Here is a 21,560-nt window from a genome sequence, read left to right as displayed (position 1 = left end):
AAATATCCCGTTCTTTAAATGAGGATATAAAGTTAAAAAAGACTATAGAACGCCTTTCCCGTAACCTTGAAAAATTCTCCTATACTGATGATGTACTTAAGAACCTCTCTTCTGAAGTTAAAAGGTATATTCACCATGATACGCCTATCATTATCGACTTAAGTGATATTGTTAAAAAGTACGGCGTAGTCTTTGAAAATATGGGCAAGATCAGGGATGGAAGCACAAAAGAAACCAATATGGACGGGTACTATCTACTTGAAGCACTTATATATAACCACGGAGACAAGCTTCTTGTCCCAATATATTCAGATTTATTCTCTCCAAGTGAACCGGGATTTAAAAGTGAAAATGAAGAAATCATAAAGTGTTTGGACAAGCTCAGAAGCTTATACGGGACCAAGGGCATTTACACCATGGATAGAGGTATGGACAATGTACTGTTCTTTAATTATTTTGAAAACAACTCTCAAAAGTTTGTCATAAGGCTTAAGAAAAACCGCAATGTCATTTTCAAAGGTAAGGAAATAAATATTGTCGACCTTGTTAAAAAATATAAGGGTAAATATTCAACAATCATAAAGAAAAAGAACGGTAAGCAAAGAAAAATTCAGTTCGGTTTTCTGCCTATAGAGTTGCCTGAGATTACTGGCAAAGTATTTAACCTTGTCTTTGTAAGAGGGTATGCCAGAAAAGGGCTTATGCTTTTAACTAACCTTGATATAAAAGATGGTAAAGACTGTTTAAGACCTATACTTTGCTACATATCCAGATGGAATGTAGAAGAGTTCATAAGATTTAAGAAAAATCAATACAAGCTTGAAGATGTAAGAGTCCAGTCCTATCAAAGGCTTAAAAACATAAACTTTTTATTAACCATGGCAATGAGCTATATTTCTCTTACTTCAAAATCCATAAGTAGCAGGAAGATGATTTTTATTTTGCAGGAGATATCCAAAAGAGTACATGGCATACCACCTTTCCCTTACTACAGTACCGCGGATGGAATTTATGAAGTGCTTAAGAAACACAAAACTGGTATTGCTGAATTTTTGAACTATACAAAAAAGAAGCCCAAATCGCAGCAGCTGAGTCTCTTCGAACTCAGATACTGCAAGAGCTTGCTGGTTTCTTAAATTAAATTTTGGGGTATGTCCATAAATTATTAAAAAATCAAATTTCTTAAATTTTACTTTACAGATATGCCTGCACAATCAAGAAAGAGAAAATGGATTATCGATATAATTTAATTCTTGTTTAACTACCTCCTTGGAGTGTATAATAGATTGAAATTTATATAATAAACAGTTTTTAAGTTTATGAACTGTAAACCATGAAATAACTAATATGATAAACTTGACACGAACGTTTGTTTGATGTATTGTAAAATAGGAAAAGTTATGTTGATGTGAAAAAAGGTGGGGGTATCAAATGCCAAAAAATAATAAAGGAAATGAGTACGGAAATGAAAGTATATCTTCACTTAAAGGTGCAGATAGGGTCAGGTTGCGGCCAGGAGTTATTTTTGGTTCCGATGGCTTGGAAGGATGCCAGCATTCAGTATTTGAAATTTTATCAAACTCTATAGATGAAGCAAGAGAGGGTTATGGAAGTGTTATCGAGGTTACAAGATTCAGAGACTGTTCTATTATGATAAAAGACATGGGAAGGGGTATCCCTCTGGATTATAATCCAAAAGAACAAAGATATAATTGGGAGCTTGTATTTTGCGAGTTGTATGCAGGAGGAAAGTATAAGAACAATTCGGGAGAAAACTATGAATTCAGTCTCGGTTTAAATGGTCTGGGAAGCTGTGCAACGCAATATAGTTCCGAGTATATGGATGTTACAGTTTACCGTGATGGTTACAGGTATGATTTGCACTTTGAGAAAGGTGAAAATATAGGTGGATTAAAAAAAGAGCCTTGTAAATATGAGCATACAGGGACGATTATTAAATGGAAACCGGACATTGAAGTATTTACAGATATTAATATTCCTCTTGAGTATTTTCAGACTACCCTAAAAAAACAAGCTGTAGTCAATGCCGGCTTGCGATTTGTACTTTATGATGAAATCTCGAGTGACTCCTATGATATTTATGAATATTATTACGAAAACGGCATAATCGACTATATCAAAGAAGTCAATCAAGAAAAAGGATTTACCGAAATACAATTCTATGAAACCGAAAAAAGGGGAAGAGACCGGGAAGATAAGCCGGAGTATAAAGTTAAGCTGCAAATTGCATTTTGTTTTAATAACGAGATTAATCTATTGGAATATTACCATAACTCCAGCTTTCTTGAATATGGCGGTTCTCCTGACAGAGCGGTTAAAAATGCCTTTGTTGCCGGGATAGACCAATATTTAAAAGCGAATAACAAATATAATAAAAATGAAAGCAAGATTACTTTTGCAGACATTCAAGACAGTCTAATACTGGTTAGCAACTCCTTTTCAACGGTAACAAGCTATGAGAATCAAACGAAAAAAGCAATAACAAACAAGTTTATACAGGAAGCGATGACTGATTTTTTAAAGCAGCAGTTGGAGATTTATTTTATTGAAAATAAGGTAGAAGCGGATAAAATTGCTGAACAAATTCTTATTAATAAAAGAAGCAGGGAAACGGCTGAAAAGGCTAGAATAAACATCAAGAAAAAATTAGGTGGAAATATTGATATTACAAATAGAGTCCAAAAATTTGTGGACTGCCGTACAAAAGATGTTAGCAAAAGAGAGCTCTATATTGTGGAAGGGGATTCTGCGCTGGGAGCTTGCAAATTGGGTAGGGATGCGGAATTTCAAGCGATTATTCCGGTAAGGGGGAAGATTCTTAATTGCTTAAAAGCCGATTATGATAAAATTTTTAAAAATGATATTATTGTGGATCTGCTAAAGGTAATCGGCTGCGGAGTTGAAATTAAATCCAAGCATAATAAAGACTTACACTCCTTTGACTATGATAGCTTAAAATGGGACAAAATCATCATATGTACTGATGCTGATGTAGACGGATATCAGATCAGGACTCTAATCTTAACAATGCTGTACAGATTGGTGCCGACACTTATTGAAAAAGGTAAGATATACATTGCCGAATCCCCACTATTCGAAATTACTACAAAAAACAAAACTTATTTTGCGTACACTGAAAAAGAGAAAATGGCAATTATCTCAAAGCTCAAAGATAAATATACTATTCAACGTTCCAAAGGACTGGGTGAAAACGAGCCTGAGATGATGTGGCAGACAACCATGAATCCTGAGACAAGAAGACTGATTCAGGTGCTCCCTGAGGATGTTGAAAAAACCCAGGAAGTTTTTGAACTGCTCTTAGGCGACAATCTGCAGGGACGCAAGGATTTTATTGCAGAGAACGGGTATAAGTATATAGATATGATAGACGTGAGCTAATTCAGATTAATATGAATCTTTTTTTTATTTTGAAAAGAGGTGAAAAGAATGGCAACCAAGAATTTGCTGGAGCAAAGAATTACAGAAACATTAGAGACTAATTACATGCCCTACGCGATGAGTGTTATTATCTCAAGGGCGATTCCTGAAATTGACGGTTTTAAGCCTTCACACCGGAAGTTGCTATACACTATGTATAAGATGGGTTTGCTGACAGGGAATAGGACGAAATCTGCCAATGTTGTTGGTCAGACCATGAAGTTGAATCCCCATGGGGATATGACTATTTATGAGACATTGGTAAGGCTAACCCGGGGAAATGATGCATTGCTGCATCCTTTTGTAGATTCAAAGGGAAATTTCGGAAAGCAGTATTCCAGGGATATGGCATATGCGGCACCTAGATATACCGAAGTAAAGTTAGATAAAATATGTAATGAAATATTTAAAGATATAGATAAAAATACAGTAGACTTTGTAGACAATTATGACGGGACATTAAAAGAGCCTACATTGCTGCCCACTACTTTCCCAAATATATTAGTAAACCCTAACCAGGGAATTGCGGTAGGGATGGCGAGTAATATTTGCAGCTTTAACTTGGAAGAGATGTGTGAAACAACTATCGCCTACCTGAAAAATGAAAATACAGACATCACAAAAACACTTAAAGCTCCCGATTTTTCCTCAGGAGGAAAATTGATTTATAACGAAAAAGAGATAAATGAAATATACAATACAGGGAAAGGCAGCTTTAAACTAAGGGCAAAATACAGGTACGATAAGAGCAACAACTGTATCGAAATTTATGAAATTCCTTACACTACTACTACTGAAGTAATTATTGATAAAATTATTGACCTGGTCAAGACAGGCAAAGTTAAAGATATTACAGATATAAGAGATGAAACAGATTTAAATGGCCTAAAAATCACATTGGATTTAAAAAGAAATACAGACCCGGACAAATTAATGAGCAGGCTTTTCAAACTAACAACGCTGCAGGATACTTTTAGCTGTAACTTTAATATACTTATTAACGGGGCGCCGGTAGTACTGGGTGTAAAAGGTATTCTTAGGGAATGGACTTCATTTAGAATTAATTGTATCAAAAGGCAGATTACCTTTGATATTGATAAAAAGTCAGACAAGCTTCATTTACTTAAAGGTTTGAAAAAGATACTGCTGGATATTGATAAGGCAATCAAGATTATCCGTGAAACCGAAGAAGATGCGTATGTCATTCCAAATTTGATGAAAGGCTTTGATATAGACCAGACACAGGCAGAGTTTATTGCAGAAATCAAATTAAGGAATTTAAACAAGGAATATATCTTAAAACGTACCGATGAAATTGATAGTCTGGAAAAAGAACTGGAAGATTTACGGTCCACTCTTAATGATGAAACAAAGATTAAGAAGGTTATTATTAAAGAACTAAGAGAAATTGCAAAAAAATATGGCCAACCCCGGCGTACTGAAATTATTTATGAGGAGCAAATGGAAGAAATAACAGAAGAACATTTAATTGACGATTATAATTTAAAGATTTTTCTCACAGAACAAAGTTACCTGAAAAAAATACCTTTAATATCACTAAGAGCAAATGCGGACCAAAAGCTTAAGGAGAATGATGCAATCATACAGGAAATAGAGACAAATAACAGGGCAGACCTGTTACTGTTTAGCAACAAGCATACTGTCTACAAGCTTAAGGTCCACGAAATTGCCGATTGCAAGGCAAGCAACCTGGGTGAATATTTGCCAAATCTGCTTCAATTGGATGCAGATGAAAAAATTATTTATGTAGTTGCAACAAACGATTACACAGGTTTTATGCTCTTCTCCTTTGAAAACGGAAAAATTGCAAAAATAGACTTAAATAGTTATGCTACAAAGACAAACAGGAAAAAGCTTGCAAATGCGTATTCCAATTTTGCCAGGCTCATACACATTATCTATCTTCAAGAGGATATAGAACTAGTTGCATTTAGTAGCATTAATAAAGTTTTGGTTTTCAATACTGCCAATATCAGCCTGAAAACCACCAGGGATTCCCAGGGGGTACAGGTGCTTAATTCTAAAAAAGGGAGCACAATGGTCAAGGTAAGAAGAGTTGATGAGGTAGAATTTGAGGATTTAGATTATTATAGGACTAAAAATATTCCTGCTACCGGGTGTTATTTAAAGCCGGAAGATAGAAACAAAGACCAGATTACACTATGGGAGTAAAGAGCAAAAATAACAATGGTTCATGCCCGGCTGCAATTGGGGCATAACCATTGTTTGATTTTAAAGGCTCCGGCAAATAATAGCTAAGGGTTAATTTAGGGATTTACATAGAGGTGGTAGTTTTTGGGATTTTGGAATGGCTACTTCAAAACTGGTTCCGAGATCTTCCTCGCTGATTACTTCTATTGTACCTTTATACTTTTCTACAAGAGACTTTACAATATAAAGCCCCATGCCTCCTTCACCATCTTTTTTAGTAGTAAAACCTTTGTCAAATATCTTGGTTTGAATATCCGAAGGAATGATAGGAAAGTTGTTTTCAATGATAAAGTAATACTTTTCATCATCTTCATCTATTATAATTCCAAGCTTTTTATCAAAATTTTGATCATTCTCTAAGGCGGTTATCGCATTATCAAGTAAATTGAACAATATCTGCGAGTAATCCATAGGATCTCCGTTTAAATAACCGAGATCAGTGTTGATCTCTACATCCGTTTTAATTAGTTTATTAGATGCTTCGCCCGCCTTTTGCATAATAACCACCGCAATTTCAGGGATTGCAATATTTGCAATTTTATAAGTGTTTGCTACTTTGCCTATAGTAGAGTCAATATATGACATGATCCGTTCTGTATTTTTAATTTGTGCAAGCCCTCTTATCACCTGAAGATGGTTGAAAAAATCATGTTTATGTATACGTAAAAACGAAATAATTTCTTTACTTTCTTTAAGCTTAACCAATGTATTTTTTAGCTCGATTTCTTTATTGGCAAGCTCTATTATTTGTTTAATGATCCATATATAGAAAACTGATAGAATATTAGTAAATATAATGATAACTAAGGGGATTTTCGTGTTGAAGTTATCCGTTGAATAAAAGAGACTGGTATTGATAAAACATAAGTTTAAAGTCCCTTGTGCGCTTAACAATATTATTATCAATTTGATTTTACTTCTTAAATCTTTATTTTTAAAAATGTTTTTATCAAATTTCATCTTCATAAAAACCCACTTTATTTTAATTTACATTTTTAATAGATCTCTTAAAGAATCCATAAATTTAAAATCCATAAACCTAATAATAATACCCATTATGATCATAGGAAGGTTGGTTATATATATTAATAAAACATGGTACCATGTATTGTTTAACTGTTTGAAGGGTATTTTTATCCAGGTTAAATAAGACAGAGCGAACACATTTTCTCCTATAACCAGTAAACCTTCTGCAATAAACATTGCGATGAATGATTCCAGAAAGCTGATTTTACCTAAATACTTAAAAAGTAGAGTCAAAACACATAATAATATTAAGGTGTGTGTACCAAGAGGGATTTTGAAAACTGAGTATGCACTTCTTGTAAGGTAAATAAATAATCCGTAAATGATTCCAATAGTAAGTATTTGCTTTGGACTTAATTTAGCTCCAATCAATTTGGGACAAACATAAGCTGTCAATATACCTTCACCAAAAAAACCTATGAGTAGCTTCAAGCTTAACATTCTAACAACTCCTTGAATAAACATAATTGCAACAGATTGGTAATATCACCTGCTTTAGGTGATTAGAAACTTATTTTAATAAACTTTCAGGGATCTCTGGTTGGTAGCTTATTGTGTTTGTTGCCAATGCAACATTGGCATATGCCAAGAATGTAAGTATTACAGCTAATACACTTAAAAACTTAACAAATAACTTTTTAAACATTGTCATACCTCCTGCTTATTTTAATATTGAACAGCAAACTGTCTAAAAACTCCGTAAACTTATAACCTGCCTTAGTTAGAGTGAAACTCTGCCAAAGTATTCCCCAACCTGTTGCAATTATAAACGTAGCATATTTGTCACCTGTAAATAAAAGAGATAGTTTTATTACCAGATACCATATGATTACAACCCACAAAGACAACTTTTTCAATTTTTCCCTTTGAGCTTTTGCTTTGATAGGCTTGTCCGGTACATCTGCAGGTGCATATTTTTTTATAATTAATATTGCAATAATAAATATAAATGCACTACTAACTGAAATATACATAAAATTATATATTGGTAATAACCATTTGACAATTAAACCAAGAGCAGAGAATATTAATGATCCTATTATAAAACAATGGGTAGAAGTAGAAGCATGGGCACCGCCGGAACACACTCTTAAGACAGAATGTGCAATAGCCATAGGAATAGTGATATGTAATATGTTTAAAGGATAAGCAATCAGGATAATGGCTAGATATCCTATGATAGAGCTAATGACAAGCCGTAATGAATAAGCTATAATCTGTTCTTTATCTTGATCTAAACTTAATTGTTTTGTAAAAATAGAAGTAAGTGATTTCACTAAAGTCTCCATTTGACTCTTCCTCACATTTTATTATATTAATTTCCATTATAGTATATCTATAGACCTATTGTAAAGTCTGTGTGTTATATGGATTATATTATTATATTATGTAGTCAGGGATAAATGGTATTAATTTGAATAAATATCCATATTTTTATACCATTAGAAGATAGGATTCGAGAAATTTTTTGATTACGTTCATTATAATTGCTATGCAATAGATAAAATATTGAAAATTGGAAGGGGTTATTTTATAACTGTTGATCACAGCTCACGGTTTATGTTTTATAAGCTTTGCTAACTATTCTGTTTGATGTGAGTTGTTAACCGTGAACTGTGAACAGTTTTTAATATTGACCTTTCTTTATAGCTGACTAAATTAGAATTAAGTACAGCTATTTAATTTCCTTAGTAACCTTAAGTCTCGTCAATGCTCGCCTGACAGCTGCTTGAGTACGAAGATGCTCAATCCGGCTCTGTTTTTGCCTGAGTCTCTCACGGGCTCGTTCCTTCGCTGCTTCTGCTCTTTTTACATCTATTTCCTCCGGCCATTCAACAGAGTCTGCCAATATAATTACGTAGTCTGGCATAACCTCCATAAAGCCGTTAGCGATAGCAGCAGTTCTCCATTGGTTGTTGATCTTTATCTTCAACTCGCCTATACCAATGGTAGTAACCATAGCCTCATGATGGGGAAGGATACCCTGGGATCCGTCTATACCGGGAACAATAACCATCTGGGCATTGCCACCAAAAAAGATTCGCTCAGGGGTTACTACTTCAAGATAAAAAGTAGAAGGCATGGTTAACCCTCTCCTTTCATGGATTTAGCCTTTTCTTTAACTTCATCGATAGTGCCTACCATAAAAAAGGCAGCTTCAGGATACTCGTCCATGTTTCCTTCTATAATCTCTTTAAACCCTCTTACTGTCTCGGCAATAGGAACATATTTGCCTTTCATACCGGTAAAGGTCTCAGCAACAAAGAAGGGCTGGGATAGAAACCGTTGAATTTTTCTTGCCCTGAATACCGTAAGTTTATCTTCCTCTGAAAGTTCTTCCATACCCAAAATTGCAATAATATCCTGTAGTTCTTTATAGCGCTGTAAGATTTCCTGTGTTTTCCTGGCAACCTTATAATGTTCTTCACCAACAATAGAAGGCTCAAGAATCCGTGAAGTAGAATCGAGAGGGTCTACAGCCGGATAGATTCCTAATTCAACTATTCTTCTAGATAGGACTGTTGTAGCATCAAGGTGTGCAAAGGTAGTGGCAGGAGCAGGATCGGTCAGGTCATCGGCCGGGACATAAACAGCCTGCACAGAAGTAATGGAACCTTTTTTGGTAGACGTAATTCTTTCCTGCAGAGCTCCTACTTCGGTTGCCAATGTTGGCTGATAGCCAACTGCCGAAGGCATCCTGCCCAGTAGTGCAGATACTTCCGAGCCTGCCTGAATGTATCTAAAGATGTTATCAATAAAAAGAAGCACATCCTGACCTTCATTGTCCCGGAAATATTCTGCCATTGTTAGACCTGTCAGTGCTACCCTCATCCTGGAACCGGGCGGTTCATTCATTTGTCCGAAGACCATTGCAGTTTTTTCTAAAACACCGGATTCCTGCATTTCATGCCATAAATCATTACCTTCTCGTGTCCTTTCACCTACACCGGTAAAAATAGAATAGCCACCGTGTTCAGTAGCAATGTTTCTAATTAGTTCCATAATCAATACTGTTTTTCCAACACCAGCGCCACCAAAGAGTCCTATTTTTCCTCCTTTTGCATAGGGTGCCAGGAGATCTATAACCTTGATGCCCGTTTCCAAAACTTCTGTAACCGGACTTTGTTCATCAAATCCTGGAGCTTTGCGGTGTATTTCCCACTTTTCATTGGTGTCCACATTACCCTTGTTATCAATAGGTTCTCCAAGTACATTAAAGACCCTTCCGAGAGTGGCTTTTCCAACGGGAACTTTGATAGGTGCTCCTGTATCGGTAACCTCCATTCCTCTTACCAGTCCTTCACTAAAATTAAGGGAGATACAGCGAACGGTATCATTCCCTAAGTGCTGGGCTACTTCAACCACAATATTTGTATCCTTACCTTTTATAACAAGCGCATTGTTGATAGAAGGGAGATGACCTTTTTCAAACTGAACGTCCACGACAGGACCAATAATCTGAGTAATTTTGCCTTTATTCTGAATATCCAAATTTAACACCTCCTTAACGTAATGCTTCTGCTCCTCCAACGATTTCCGAAATCTCCTGTGTGATGGCCGCCTGGCGTGCACGGTTATAAAGAAGGGTGAGTTCTTTTATGAGCTCTTTTGCACTGTTAGTAGCCGAATCCATAGCAGTCATTCTTGCACTTTGTTCACTGCAGAAAGATTCTACTAGGGTACCGTAAAGCAATCCTTTAATATAGTTAGGTACCAAAGTACTCAAAACTGTTGCGGGAGAAGGATCATAGGTTACAATTTCCTTGTACCGTTCATCCGGATCTGCAACCCCGCCAAATTCTGATTTTTCAAGCGGAAGCAGTTTTATTACTTCCGGAGTTAGTTTAACTGCTGATTCCATTTTTGTATATACCACATATATTTCATCCAGCATATGATTGTCAAACATTGAAATCAAAGATTCAGCAATCTCCCTAGCCCTATAAACAGTAGGATTTTGAGCGGTATATAAAAATTCTATATCAATATTGTAGTTATGATGACGGAAGTAATCTCTTCCCATGTGTCCTATAACAAAAAGATATTTTTCTACTTTATTTTGCATATGACTTTCTGCAAACTTTATTATATTGTGATTATAGGCTCCGCAAAGTCCTTTATCAGCGGTGATTACCACATAGCCGGCTTTCTTTTTCTGGACATTTTCTCTTTTGTCAAAATATTTATGTTCAATATCCGGGCTATGGGCAATAATATCCCTTAAAGTAGATTGAATTTTTTCAAAATAGGGTAGAGTGTCATTTAACTGTTTACGGGCTTTTTTTAATTTTGAAGAGGCAATAAGATTCATTGCCTTTGTAATTTGCATAGTTTCTTTTATACTTTTTATTCTTGTGCGGATATCTCTCATGCTAGCCATAAACATTAACCACCCATTCCGGAATACTGCTGTTTAAATTCTTTAATTGCTGATTTAAGGGTTTCTGCGGTGTTATCATCAAGGTCTTTGGTATTATTAATTGTTTCCGATACCTGTGGATACCGTGTATCAATAAATTCTATCAGCTTGGTTTCAAACTCTCTTACTTTCTCTATTGGAACATCACTTAAAAACTTGTTAACTACTGCAAATATTATAATGACCTGGTGATGCATGGGTATAGGATGATATAGGGGCTGTTTGAGTGTTTGTACGATTCTCTCACCCTGGTCAAGCATTTCCCTGGTTGATTTGTCCAGTTCAGAGCTGAACTGTGTAAATACTTCTAGTTCTCTGAATTGTGCCAGGTCCAGCCTTAGTCTCCCGGATACCTTCTTCATCGCTTTTGTTTGTGCAGCACCACCTACTCTTGAAACTGAAAGTCCTACATTAACGGCAGGCCTTATACCGGCGAAAAACAACTCGCTTTCAAGATAAATCTGTCCGTCAGTGATGGATATAACGTTTGTAGGTATATATGCAGATACATCCCCGGCAAGAGTTTCTATAATAGGTAAAGCCGTCATGGAACCTCCGCCCAATTCTTCACTTAGACGGGCCGATCGTTCCAGCAGTCTGGAATGCAGATAAAATACGTCTCCCGGATAAGCTTCTCTGCCCGGTGGTCTGCGGAGCAATAGCGACATAGTCCTGTACGCCACGGCATGCTTGGACAAATCGTCATACACAATAAGTGTATCTTTACCTTTATACATAAAATATTCAGCCATTGCACATCCGGCATACGGAGCTATATACTGCAAGGGTGCCAATTCACTTGCAGTGGCTGAAACAATAATGGTATATTCCATTGCCCCAAACTGCTCAAGTGTAGAAACGAGCTTTGCAAGGGAGGAGGCTTTTTGTCCAATTGCTACATATACACATATAACATCTTTACCTTTTTGATTAATAATTGTATCAATAGCTATAGAAGTTTTTCCCGTTTGTCTGTCGCCGATAATCAACTCCCTTTGACCGCGGCCGATAGGAAACATGGCATCAATTGCCATAATACCTGTCTGCAAAGGTACACCGACAGATTTTCTATCAACTACTCCCGGAGCCTCATATTCAACAGGACGGAATTCACTTGTGTTAATAGCGCCTTTTCCATCGATCGGTTGACCTAATGCATTTACCACTCGTCCTATTAGTGCTTCACCCACAGGAACCTCTGCTCTTTTACCTGTTCTTTTAACCATGTCTCCTTCACGAATACCACTTTCCTCACCTAGAAGAACACATCCAATATTATCTTCTTCAAGGTTGAGTGCTATTCCCACTGTACCGTTGGAGAATTCCAATAGTTCTCCATACATACAGTTGTTCAGGCCATATATTCTGGCAATGCCGTCTCCAACTTGGATAATATAACCGACTTCTTCATTTTTAATTTTGATATCATAATTCTCTATCTGTTGTTTAATGATAGAGGTGATTTCGTCAGGCCTTAGTTTCATACATTATTCACCTCGACATAACCTGATTTTTCATTGCATCCATTATGCCTTTTACACTACTATCAATAACTTCATTTCCTATAATAAGTTTAAAGCCTCCAATAAGGTTCTGGTCAACCTCACAAACCAAATTAATCTCCGAAACGTTATACTTATTTTTTAATTTTGATTTAATGCTGTTAATTTCGTCTGACTGAAGTGGAAAAGCAGAAATAGCGGTAACATCCAGAGATTTCATACGTAACCGCATTTCCTTGCTATATTCAATCAATATTTCAGTAAGAATATCCAGCCTTTCTTTATCAATTAAAAGCTTAAGTAAATTAATAATGTTTCTCTCTACACTGCTACCAAACAAACGATCTATAAGGTTGGTCTTCATTGTGTAACTATTTTCAGGATTGGACAATATTTGGTATATAGCTTCGCTACTATGAATAATATTAATACACTCTTTTAACTGTTGTTCATAGGAGTCTAAAGAATTTTTATCCAATGCAACCTGAAACAACGCCTGTGCATACCTCTTTGAAATACGGTTCATTAAGCTACACCTGCTTCATCTAAAAAATTTTCTATAATCTTTTTATTAGTTTCAGTGTCCATATTCTTTTGTACTATCTTTGAAGCTGCTGCAAAAGCAAGACTTGTTATCTCATTTCTCATCTCTTTCATAACCTTTTGACGCTCAAGCTCAATGGACTCATTCGCTCTTCTAATAATTTCTTCAGCGTCCTGTCGAGCCTGCTGAAGGATCTGTTCATATTCCTTATTTGCATTCTCTCTTGCAGCCTGTATAATTTCGTTGGTCTTACTATGAGCGGACTTTAACATTTCTTCATATTGTTTTTTTAAGTTTTCAGCTTCTTTAACTTTATTGTTTGCATCATTAAGATCATTTTGAATACTTTTTGTCCTGTTTTCCATAAATTCCGTGACAGGTTTGAACAGAAACTTTTTGAGCAAAAAGTAAAGTATCAAAATATTTATAATAATGAAAAAAAGCTGAGAATTAAGTTCTACCATTTATTAATCACTCCCATTATCTGAAGAAAAGTATGATCAATATCGCGATAACAAGTCCATAAATCGCAGTTGCTTCAGCCAAAGCACTACCCAGTAAAAGTGTTTTATTTATTTCATCTTTTGCTTCCGGTTGTCTTGCTATAGCTTCAGTTGCTTTGGAAGTTGCGATTCCTATACCTATACCGGCTCCTATACCTGTTAACACAGCAATACCTGCTGCTAATGCTACTAAATTCATAATAAAACCTCCTATTCAATTGCTTCTCTAATAAATAATGCTGATAGAAATACAAAAACTACCATTTGAATCAGCCCATCAAAAATATCAAAATAAATACTCAGTACGGCTGGTACTGCAATAGGAATTACCTGGTATAACAGTTCCATAATGACATAACTACCAAGAATATTCCCGAATAACCGCATGGACAAAGAGAGAGGCCGAACAAAAAGTTCAAGAATCTTCATAGGTAGAATAACTGGAATAGGTTCCTTAAAACTATTTAACCAGCCTCTAAGACCTTTAAAGCGAATGCCTGCTCCTATTACAATTGCAATTGTCATAATTGACAATGCAGCAGTAACATTTAAATCCTTTGTAGGTGGTGTAAAACCAAAAATAGAAATGGTATTTGCCACAATGAGGTATAATGCTACAGTACCCAAATATGGGGCAAATACCCTCCATTGGTGGCCAATGATTCCTTTTATGAAGTTATTTAAGGTATCCACCAAAACTTCAATAACATTTTGAGTACCTGTTGGCACGGTTTTGAAATTCCGGACCAGCAGAATGGAAGATAATACAAGAAACAACATTATGATCCATGTCACCACTACTGCGTCCGTTACACCAATACCTCCAAAGACAGGTATTTTAAATATCACATGTGGTTGAAGTTTTTCCATAATTTCACTTTGTAAGTTATGCTCCAATACTTTTCACTTCCTTTCCTTAACACTAAGGAAACCAGCATACGCACAGTAATGAACAGGAATTTTTAAAATAAAGTTGTGTTGTCAATCAACTATTCATTACTCATTATTGTCATTTAATACTTATTATGTGTATCACAGTACACGAATATGAGAAACGATTAAATAAAATCTAGTTATTTTAAAATAAAATCTATATAAAACAATCATCAGATTATAGTAATCCTCCGATTGTGAGCCGTTGTAAAAAATTAACTACGACAAGGGTGTCTTTAAGCATAGATACCGCTCAAAGACACCCTTATTTTATATTGTTAATCATTTAAAGCGCATATGTATTTATTTTATACCTTTGTTAATTAAATGTCAAATTTAAATAAAAGGCAAATTTCCATATTTTTAATGGGAAACCATTGGTTATTATAAGATAGATATTTATTTTTTTATCGATCAAAAATTATTTTAAAATTTTAGGTTATCGTGGGTAAATAATTATCTATTTTGCTATCTATATACTGTAAGAAGGGAGGTGAAGAACATGCCGGTGTTGGCAAATCCTTTAGACAGCCGATTACAGCTTAAGTTAAGAGTTGGAACCGATGAAAACGGTAAAGCCATTATCAGGACAAAGTCCTTAAACAGTATTAAACCATCAGCTACCAACCAGGATGTAATGGATGTGGCACAAGCTATTTCTGCTCTGCAGCAGCATCCGGTATCCAGCATTGTAAGGATCAATGAAGAAGAATTGATGAATGCATAGTATTGTTTTAATCTCAATCTTAACTTCAGTGGAAGGAGGTGAAACACTTGGCACAGGTTTTAGAAATGGTTTTTACAAATGAGGGACAAAAGAACTTTACTATTTCCCTGAATGACCCAAAAACTGATTTAAGTCCGGCAGAAGTAAAAGCTGCGATGGATACTATTATAGCAAAGAATATATTTAAGACCAGTGGTGGTGATGTAATACAGGTTGCCGGTGCAAGAATTATCAGCAAAGAAACCACTGAGTTACAATTAGTGTAACACCTTTGTGTCCTCTCTCATATAATAATTATATATGACTCGGGTTGCATATATAGCCCGGATTCTATGACGGTAAGGTCATGGAATCCGGGTGAGAGGGGAGATGTTTATAATACATATGCCTGTAAAGTACATAAACTTGTCGAGTTTATCCGCAAACCCACAATATAAAGCTACTATGACCGATGAGGAATTATATGAATCACTCATCATTAATAATAACAAATTTAAGAAAAATAATCTTATCAAGATAATGTTGATAAAGATAAATCTCGGCCCCCTGCCTGTAACTCTTCAATATGATACCAGTCAACGATATGAATTTATAGTCAAGAATCAGACTGGCAGAGAAATATGGAGATGGTCAAAAGATAAATTTTTTACCCCGATAGCTGAAAGTATCACCTTGAACTCCGGGGAAAGCAAGGTATATTCAGTGATATGGAACATTCCGAAAGAAATTGAATCAGGATTCTATATAGTAGAAGGCTGGAATGCAGCAAAGGAGTTAAAACAGATTAAATTCTCCATGCCCGTTACAATTATACCCTAGTACCTGAGGTACTGGGGTACAATTATATTATAAGGAGATTTATTTTGTTTTTTGTTGATTATATGGGTATAAAATGGTAAAGTAAAAGTAAAAGCAGGAGGGGTAAAATTATCGGAAAACTGGAGGAGGAATCATATTGAAGAAAGTCTTAGAAATATTGAGAAAGCATCTTATCATTATTTTCATCCATATCCTATACTCGACTTCAGTATTCTTTATCATGTATTATAATAGAAAGGTGATGATTCCGGATATAGATAAGATGACAGAGATTGAATTCATAAAAAGCGCTTTTTTTAGTGAAACAAAAAGAGCAATTACAGTATACCTCATCAGTTCTTTATTTCTATCGATTTTTTACTATTTTATTGCGAACTGTGTCCAAAATAGGAAAATATACTTACAAGATTTTGGGAAAGGAATTTTACAGTATTATTTTCTTACATTAGCCAGCCTTATATTGTGGATTCCTCTGTTTGTAATCTTTTTGATGTCTATCGGAATTATTTCTATTCCCTCAGCATTAATTGTGATCCCTCTTTTATCAGGGCAAGAATCACTTTTTATTCCTGCTATCGTATTATGGATTGTAACTCTAATTTTCATCTTATTTGGAATTCTCCTTTTCACTTTATATATAACCTTCTGGTACCCGGGGATTTTTTTAGTGACTAAAAACATATTCAGCGCGTTTAAACGATCGAATAAAGTGGTAAATGATAGCTGCTGGAAGTTGCTTTTATTCTCACTTTTGTTGCTTGTGAATTTTTTCGGACTGATATTTATTAATGTATATGCATTTAAACTTCTTTACCAATCTACTAATCCGCTAAACTCAGGGCTCTTATGGGCAGGCGTTGTATTGACAAGCATTTTTACGACTATACTTAAGATATATTCTTTTGTGTTTTTATATGAAAGATACAGCGAACGGGATGAAAAAATGGAGGTGTTTTATTAAAAAGATTGTAAGAATAGAAATAAAAGGATATAATGTAAATGGAATTTTTGTCCAGAAATAATAACATTGAAGTAAATGCTTAATAATACTAGAGGCATAAAATACAACATATGAGCAATAAACTAACAATTGTAAAGGAGTGGGATGTTTGAGAGCTACAGTGGATAGAAATGATATTGATAGAATAATATACAGCGACCACAGTGACCCTTTTAGTGTGCTGGGTATGCACAAGCATGATAAGGGTATGGTAGTGCGGGCTTTTTTGCCACGGGCGAGAACAGTATACGTTGTAGATTATTATAACCCTGGCAAAAAGTATCCTATGGAAATGATTCATGAAGATGGTTTTTACGAAGTAGAGATGGAAGACAGAGATAATTTTTTTGAATATCAGCTGGATATTACCGATTATTTTGATAACCATTGGATAACACATGATCCCTATAGCTTTTTACCTGTGCTTACCGACTATGACTTATATCTTTTCAATAAAGGAGATAATAGGCATATTTATGAAAAATTAGGTGCACATCCTATGATTATAAACAATGTACAGGGAATCTATTTTGCTGTTTGGGCTCCCTGTGCAAGGAGAGTAAGTGTAGTAGGGGACTTTAACCAGTGGGACGGCCGTGAGAATCCCATGAGAAGCCTGGGATCATCAGGAGTATGGGAGATTTTTATTCCCGGTATCGCCGAGGGAACGATCTATAAGTTTGAAATAAAGGCACAAAATGGAGATATTTTGAAAAAAGCCGATCCCTATGCCTTTTATTCAGAACTGCGGCCTAACAATGCCTCTATAGTCTATAACATAGATAAATATCAATGGAACGATGAAAAATGGATGAAAGAGCGGAAAAATATCAATTACCTGGAAAGGCCCGTAGCCATTTACGAGGTACATATGGGATCATGGATGAGAACGTCCCAGGATGAAAACGGGTTTCTATCCTATAAGGATGCAGCAGATAAACTGGTTAGCTATGTAAAGGAGATGGGTTATACCCACGTAGAATTTTTACCGCTTTCCGAACACCCTTATGATGGTTCCTGGGGTTATCAGGTTACAGGATACTATGCAGTTACACCGAGATATGGAAAGCCGGAAGATTTCATGTACCTTGTAGACACCTGTCACCAGAACAATATAGGAGTGATCATGGACTGGGTCCCTGCCCATTTCCCGAGGGACGAACACGGGTTGCGCCGTTTTGACGGGAGTGCATTATATGAGCACGAAGACCCCAGGCAGGGTGAACATCCTGATTGGGGAACAATGATATTTAACTATGGAAGAAACGAAGTGAAGAACTTCTTGATCTCTAATGCATTTTTCTGGTTTGAAAAATATCATATAGACGGGTTAAGGGTAGATGCCGTTGCATCTATGTTGTACCTTGACTATGGAAAGCATGATGGGCATTGGGTCCCCAACCGGTATGGGGGTAGAGAGAATATTGAGGCTATAGAGTTTTTAAGAGATTTAAACAGTGCCGTTTACCAGCAGTATCCTGGTATTTTGATGATTGCAGAAGAATCCACTGCTTGGCCGCTGGTATCGAAGCCGCCTTATATAGGAGGGCTGGGCTTCGGCATGAAGTGGAATATGGGTTGGATGAATGATTTTTTGAGATACATGAGCATGGATTCGGTTTATAGAAAATATCACCATAATTTGATAACCTTTAGCTTGATGTACGCTTTTTCCGAAAACTTTATCCTACCACTGTCCCACGATGAGGTAGTTCACGGAAAATGTTCCATGCTCAGCAAGATGCCGGGAGATTATTGGCAGAAATTTGCCGGACTGAGAGTTGCATACGGCTATCAGTATGCACATCCGGGTAAAAAGCTATTATTTATGGGAGGAGAGTTTGGACAGTTTATAGAATGGAAATATTACGACAGTCTTGACTGGCATCTATTGGGTTACGAAATGCATAAGAAGATGCAGGACTATGTAAAGGATTTAAATAAATTATATCGCTCCGAGAAAGCTCTGTATGAAGTAGATTTCAGTTTTGACGGCTTTGAGTGGATCAACTGTGATGACGCGGACCATAGTATAATATCCTTCATTCGAAAAGGAAAAGATTGGCGTGATATGCTATTGTTTGTATGCAACTTTACTCCTGTAGTACACGAACACTATCGTATTGGTGCCCCGTTTAACTTGTACTATAAAGAAATATTGAATAGTGATTCAGAATTTTATGGCGGAAGTAATGTAGGCAACTGTGGCGGACTGCATGCTGACGAGATTCCGTGCAACGGACGTCCCTATTCTCTGGCACTCCGAATTCCACCATTAGGCATGTTAGTATTTAAGCCTGTATTTGAGGAATGAGATCATTTTAATTTTTTTTCATTTTCCCTCTTTTTTAAATAAATTTTATATAAAGAAATCGGTTAGCAAAACGCACCGGTTTCTTTTTGTTTTTTTCTTGATCCGTGAAATAATCAGGGTCGAAGAAGGTATACGATATTTTCTCTTTTATTTAGGTTTTGTTGGGCTTTTAATCAATCCTGACCTTCGAATTTTGGATGTTACCTTTATTTCAACTTTTTTTATCCTATTGACCACAGGTTAATCTTCTTTCTTTCTAAAATTTATTTTCATCCTATATTTGGTCTTGTCTGTATTCTCCCAGGTTAAAGATCTTGGTCTTGTAACCATGGCCCAGATGGGGACTCTAACAAGCGTATCTTTTAAATCGCTTCCCGATAAAGGAGCAAAGGGAGCCATATAAGGCACGCCAAAGGACCTTAACGTACACATGTGGATAACACATGCTGCAGTGGTTAACGCCAGTCCCATAAACTCCAATATATTCGCTGCAATGAGCATAATGATTCTGAAAAATGGCATGGCTCCTCCCATCGGAGGAATAATAAAACCGCTAATGGCTGTAATAGCGGTAACAATCACCATCGGATTACTGACAAGGCCTGCCCTGACTGCTGACTCTCCAAGAACCAGAGCACCTACGATGCTTACAGCCTGGCCGATGGGTCTTGGCATTCTGACCCCCGCTTCTCTTAACAGTTCGAAAGCAATTCCCATAATGAATGCTTCGGTAAAGGGTGAAAAAGGGATCCCTTCTCTTGATGCTGCCATAGTTAACAGCAGTTTAAAGGGAATTACATCCTGGTGGAATGCAATTAACGCTACATAAGAGGCAGGAAGTGTAGTGGCTATTAAAAAGGCTAATATTCTAAACCATCTAACCATAGAAGAAAAATATGACCTTGAATAATAGTCTTCACTTGCCTGTATTGATTCAATAAACAAGTAAGGAACGGTAAGTACAAAAGGAGTACCATCACAAAGAATGGCTACTCTCCCTTCTAAAAGCTTGGCAGCCACTACATCAGGCTTTTCACTATTTCCTACTGTAGGAAATAGTGAAAAGGGTGCATCTTCTATAAACTCTTCGATATACCCTGATTCCAAAATAGCATCTGTCTTTATTTTCTTTAGCCTTCTTCTAACAGTTTCTATGATCTCCTCATTTGCGATCCCTTTGATATAACAGATGCATACATCAGTATTGGTCTGTTCACCCAATTTCATCATTTCAAATTTTAGCTTGGGATTTTTCACCTTCCTGCGCAGGAGGGATGCATTTGTTCTTAATGTTTCAGTAAATCCTTCTCTCGGTCCACGTACAACCGCTTCAGTATCCGGTTCTTCAATTCCTCTTGTTTCCCACCCTCTTGTCTCGACTTTTAAAGCGGTTGTTTTTCCATCAATATAAATAATGGTATCCCCTGAAAGTATGGCATCCACTGTTTGTTTGAAATCTTTAATTTCTTCAAGCTGGTATGTACTTAATAAATTTTCTTTTAATATATGAATGATGGTGTTGCTGCTAAAAGCTTTATTTAAGTTTGCTATTCTTGATTCTATCATTAATGGCTTGAATATATCGCTATTTAACAACTGCTTATTAACAAGGCCATCTATAAATGCAACTATAATTTTTACCTGGAATTCTTCTCCTAATACGACCTCGCGCAAATCAAAGTCGCTGCAATCCGAAAATATTTGTTGTAATTTTTCTTTAACATCCTGGATAGAACCCGGTATATTCTCAATTATTCTAGAATTGTTTTTTAATTTTAAGTTTTGATCATTTAGTGATTTTAGTTTTAAATAATTAAATGTTCTGAATATTTTTCTGAACATAACCGTTACCACCTATATTTTTTATTGTAGTATTATCATATTTTGGAAAATTTATGCGCGGGGGTTTGTCGAGAAATAAAAGTTTTTGTCGACAACGAAAAGGTGGCTAATTATGATATATTGTAAAAATATTGACATTACTGCAGGAAAAATATAATATTAAATCGAAAAGCCAATAGCATAGAATAGCTTGCAGGAAATAGAACTTGTGAAACGGCTTGATTGAAAAATACATAATT

At 35.9% G+C, this 21,560-nt stretch carries 21 protein-coding genes; 7 read left to right on the top strand and 14 right to left on the bottom strand.

All coding sequences use genetic code 11. The features are described 5' to 3' along the window. From CIB29_RS15725 to CIB29_RS15715, 3 genes are all read left to right on the top strand, one after another. Positions 1–1,136: transposase (locus tag CIB29_RS15725; protein WP_094551336.1), on the top strand; the 1,136-nt coding region annotated here is incomplete at its 5' end. A gap of 295 nt (positions 1,137–1,431) precedes the next feature. After that, entirely contained in the window at positions 1,432–3,420 is a 1,989-nt protein-coding gene (locus CIB29_RS15720; RefSeq protein WP_094551334.1) for a DNA gyrase/topoisomerase IV subunit B, read from the top strand. A gap of 48 nt (positions 3,421–3,468) precedes the next feature. Continuing rightward, positions 3,469–5,652: a DNA gyrase/topoisomerase IV subunit A gene (locus tag CIB29_RS15715; protein WP_094551332.1), complete on the top strand. Its 2,184-nt coding sequence runs from the start codon at positions 3,469–3,471 to the stop codon at positions 5,650–5,652. Between the two features lie 90 nt (positions 5,653–5,742). On the opposite strand, the gene CIB29_RS15710 is transcribed toward CIB29_RS15715, so the two are convergent. The 12 genes from CIB29_RS15710 to CIB29_RS15655 all read right to left on the bottom strand — a co-directional run bounded on the left by CIB29_RS15710 (position 5,743) and on the right by CIB29_RS15655 (position 14,583). Further along, positions 5,743–6,657 carry a sensor histidine kinase gene (locus CIB29_RS15710; protein ID WP_094551330.1) on the bottom strand — a complete coding sequence of 305 codons (915 nt, stop codon included), beginning with the start codon at positions 6,655–6,657 and terminating at the stop codon, positions 5,743–5,745. Between the two features lie 21 nt (positions 6,658–6,678). Next, complete coding sequence (locus tag CIB29_RS15705) at positions 6,679–7,158, bottom strand: hypothetical protein (RefSeq protein WP_094551329.1); 480 nt, start codon at positions 7,156–7,158, stop codon at positions 6,679–6,681. A 70-nt stretch (positions 7,159–7,228) separates the two neighbouring features. Further along, entirely contained in the window at positions 7,229–7,363 is a 135-nt protein-coding gene (locus CIB29_RS15700; protein WP_157910334.1) for a cyclic lactone autoinducer peptide, read from the bottom strand. Beyond that, entirely contained in the window at positions 7,356–8,006 is a 651-nt protein-coding gene (locus tag CIB29_RS15695; RefSeq protein ID WP_094551325.1) for an accessory gene regulator ArgB-like protein, read from the bottom strand. Before CIB29_RS15695 ends, CIB29_RS15700 begins: the two co-directional genes overlap by 8 nt. A 386-nt stretch (positions 8,007–8,392) precedes the next feature. Beyond that, entirely contained in the window at positions 8,393–8,800 is a 408-nt protein-coding gene (locus CIB29_RS15690; protein WP_094551323.1) for a F0F1 ATP synthase subunit epsilon, read from the bottom strand. A gap of 2 nt (positions 8,801–8,802) precedes the next feature. Next, on the bottom strand, positions 8,803–10,203 hold the full coding sequence (gene atpD, locus CIB29_RS15685; RefSeq protein WP_423241313.1) for a F0F1 ATP synthase subunit beta: 1,401 nt from the start codon (positions 10,201–10,203) through the stop codon (positions 8,803–8,805). 19 nt (positions 10,204–10,222) lie between these two features. Further along, complete coding sequence (atpG, locus tag CIB29_RS15680; RefSeq protein WP_094551319.1) at positions 10,223–11,098, bottom strand: ATP synthase F1 subunit gamma; 876 nt, start codon at positions 11,096–11,098, stop codon at positions 10,223–10,225. Between the two features lie 5 nt (positions 11,099–11,103). Then, positions 11,104–12,621 carry a F0F1 ATP synthase subunit alpha gene (gene atpA / locus CIB29_RS15675; protein ID WP_094551317.1) on the bottom strand — a complete coding sequence of 506 codons (1,518 nt, stop codon included), beginning with the start codon at positions 12,619–12,621 and terminating at the stop codon, positions 11,104–11,106. Between the two features lie 7 nt (positions 12,622–12,628). Next, positions 12,629–13,165: a F0F1 ATP synthase subunit delta gene (locus tag CIB29_RS15670; protein ID WP_094551315.1), complete on the bottom strand. Its 537-nt coding sequence runs from the start codon at positions 13,163–13,165 to the stop codon at positions 12,629–12,631. Next, positions 13,165–13,647, bottom strand: coding sequence for a F0F1 ATP synthase subunit B (atpF, locus tag CIB29_RS15665; RefSeq protein WP_094551313.1), 483 nt, complete (start codon positions 13,645–13,647; stop codon positions 13,165–13,167). The genes CIB29_RS15670 and atpF overlap by 1 nt, the downstream gene beginning before the upstream one ends. A gap of 16 nt (positions 13,648–13,663) precedes the next feature. Further along, a complete protein-coding gene (gene atpE / locus CIB29_RS15660) occupies positions 13,664–13,885 on the bottom strand; it encodes an ATP synthase F0 subunit C (protein WP_094551311.1) in 222 nt (73 codons plus the stop codon). Between the two features lie 11 nt (positions 13,886–13,896). Next, a complete protein-coding gene (locus CIB29_RS15655; protein WP_242965265.1) occupies positions 13,897–14,583 on the bottom strand; it encodes a F0F1 ATP synthase subunit A in 687 nt (228 codons plus the stop codon). Positions 14,584–15,121: 538 nt separating this feature from the next. Here CIB29_RS15655 and CIB29_RS15650 point away from each other — a divergent pair. The 3 genes from CIB29_RS15650 to CIB29_RS15640 all read left to right on the top strand — a co-directional run bounded on the left by CIB29_RS15650 (position 15,122) and on the right by CIB29_RS15640 (position 16,165). Then, entirely contained in the window at positions 15,122–15,346 is a 225-nt protein-coding gene (locus CIB29_RS15650; RefSeq protein WP_094551309.1) for a DUF1659 domain-containing protein, read from the top strand. A 47-nt stretch (positions 15,347–15,393) separates the two neighbouring features. Continuing rightward, a complete protein-coding gene (locus tag CIB29_RS15645) occupies positions 15,394–15,612 on the top strand; it encodes a DUF2922 domain-containing protein (protein WP_094551307.1) in 219 nt (72 codons plus the stop codon). A 118-nt stretch (positions 15,613–15,730) separates the two neighbouring features. Continuing rightward, on the top strand, positions 15,731–16,165 hold the full coding sequence (locus CIB29_RS15640; RefSeq protein ID WP_198543929.1) for a BsuPI-related putative proteinase inhibitor: 435 nt from the start codon (positions 15,731–15,733) through the stop codon (positions 16,163–16,165). Between the two features lie 432 nt (positions 16,166–16,597). Here the strand turns inward: CIB29_RS15640 and CIB29_RS18670 are convergent, their stop codons facing one another. Continuing rightward, on the bottom strand, positions 16,598–16,771 hold the full coding sequence (locus CIB29_RS18670) for a hypothetical protein (RefSeq protein ID WP_157910333.1): 174 nt from the start codon (positions 16,769–16,771) through the stop codon (positions 16,598–16,600). A 503-nt stretch (positions 16,772–17,274) separates the two neighbouring features. Here CIB29_RS18670 and glgB point away from each other — a divergent pair. After that, on the top strand, positions 17,275–19,479 hold the full coding sequence (gene glgB, locus CIB29_RS15630; RefSeq protein WP_242965264.1) for a 1,4-alpha-glucan branching protein GlgB: 2,205 nt from the start codon (positions 17,275–17,277) through the stop codon (positions 19,477–19,479). A gap of 240 nt (positions 19,480–19,719) precedes the next feature. Here glgB and CIB29_RS15625 read toward each other — a convergent pair whose 3' ends face one another. Continuing rightward, positions 19,720–21,321 (bottom strand): spore germination protein, encoded by a 1,602-nt coding sequence (locus CIB29_RS15625; RefSeq protein WP_094551302.1) that lies wholly within the window; start codon positions 21,319–21,321, stop codon positions 19,720–19,722. Between the last annotated feature and the right edge of the window lie 239 nt (positions 21,322–21,560).

This window comes from Petroclostridium xylanilyticum, from assembly GCF_002252565.1.
Classification (GTDB): Bacteria; Bacillota; Clostridia; order SK-Y3; family SK-Y3; genus Petroclostridium; species Petroclostridium xylanilyticum.
This window is presented reverse-complemented; position numbering and strand designations above follow the sequence as displayed.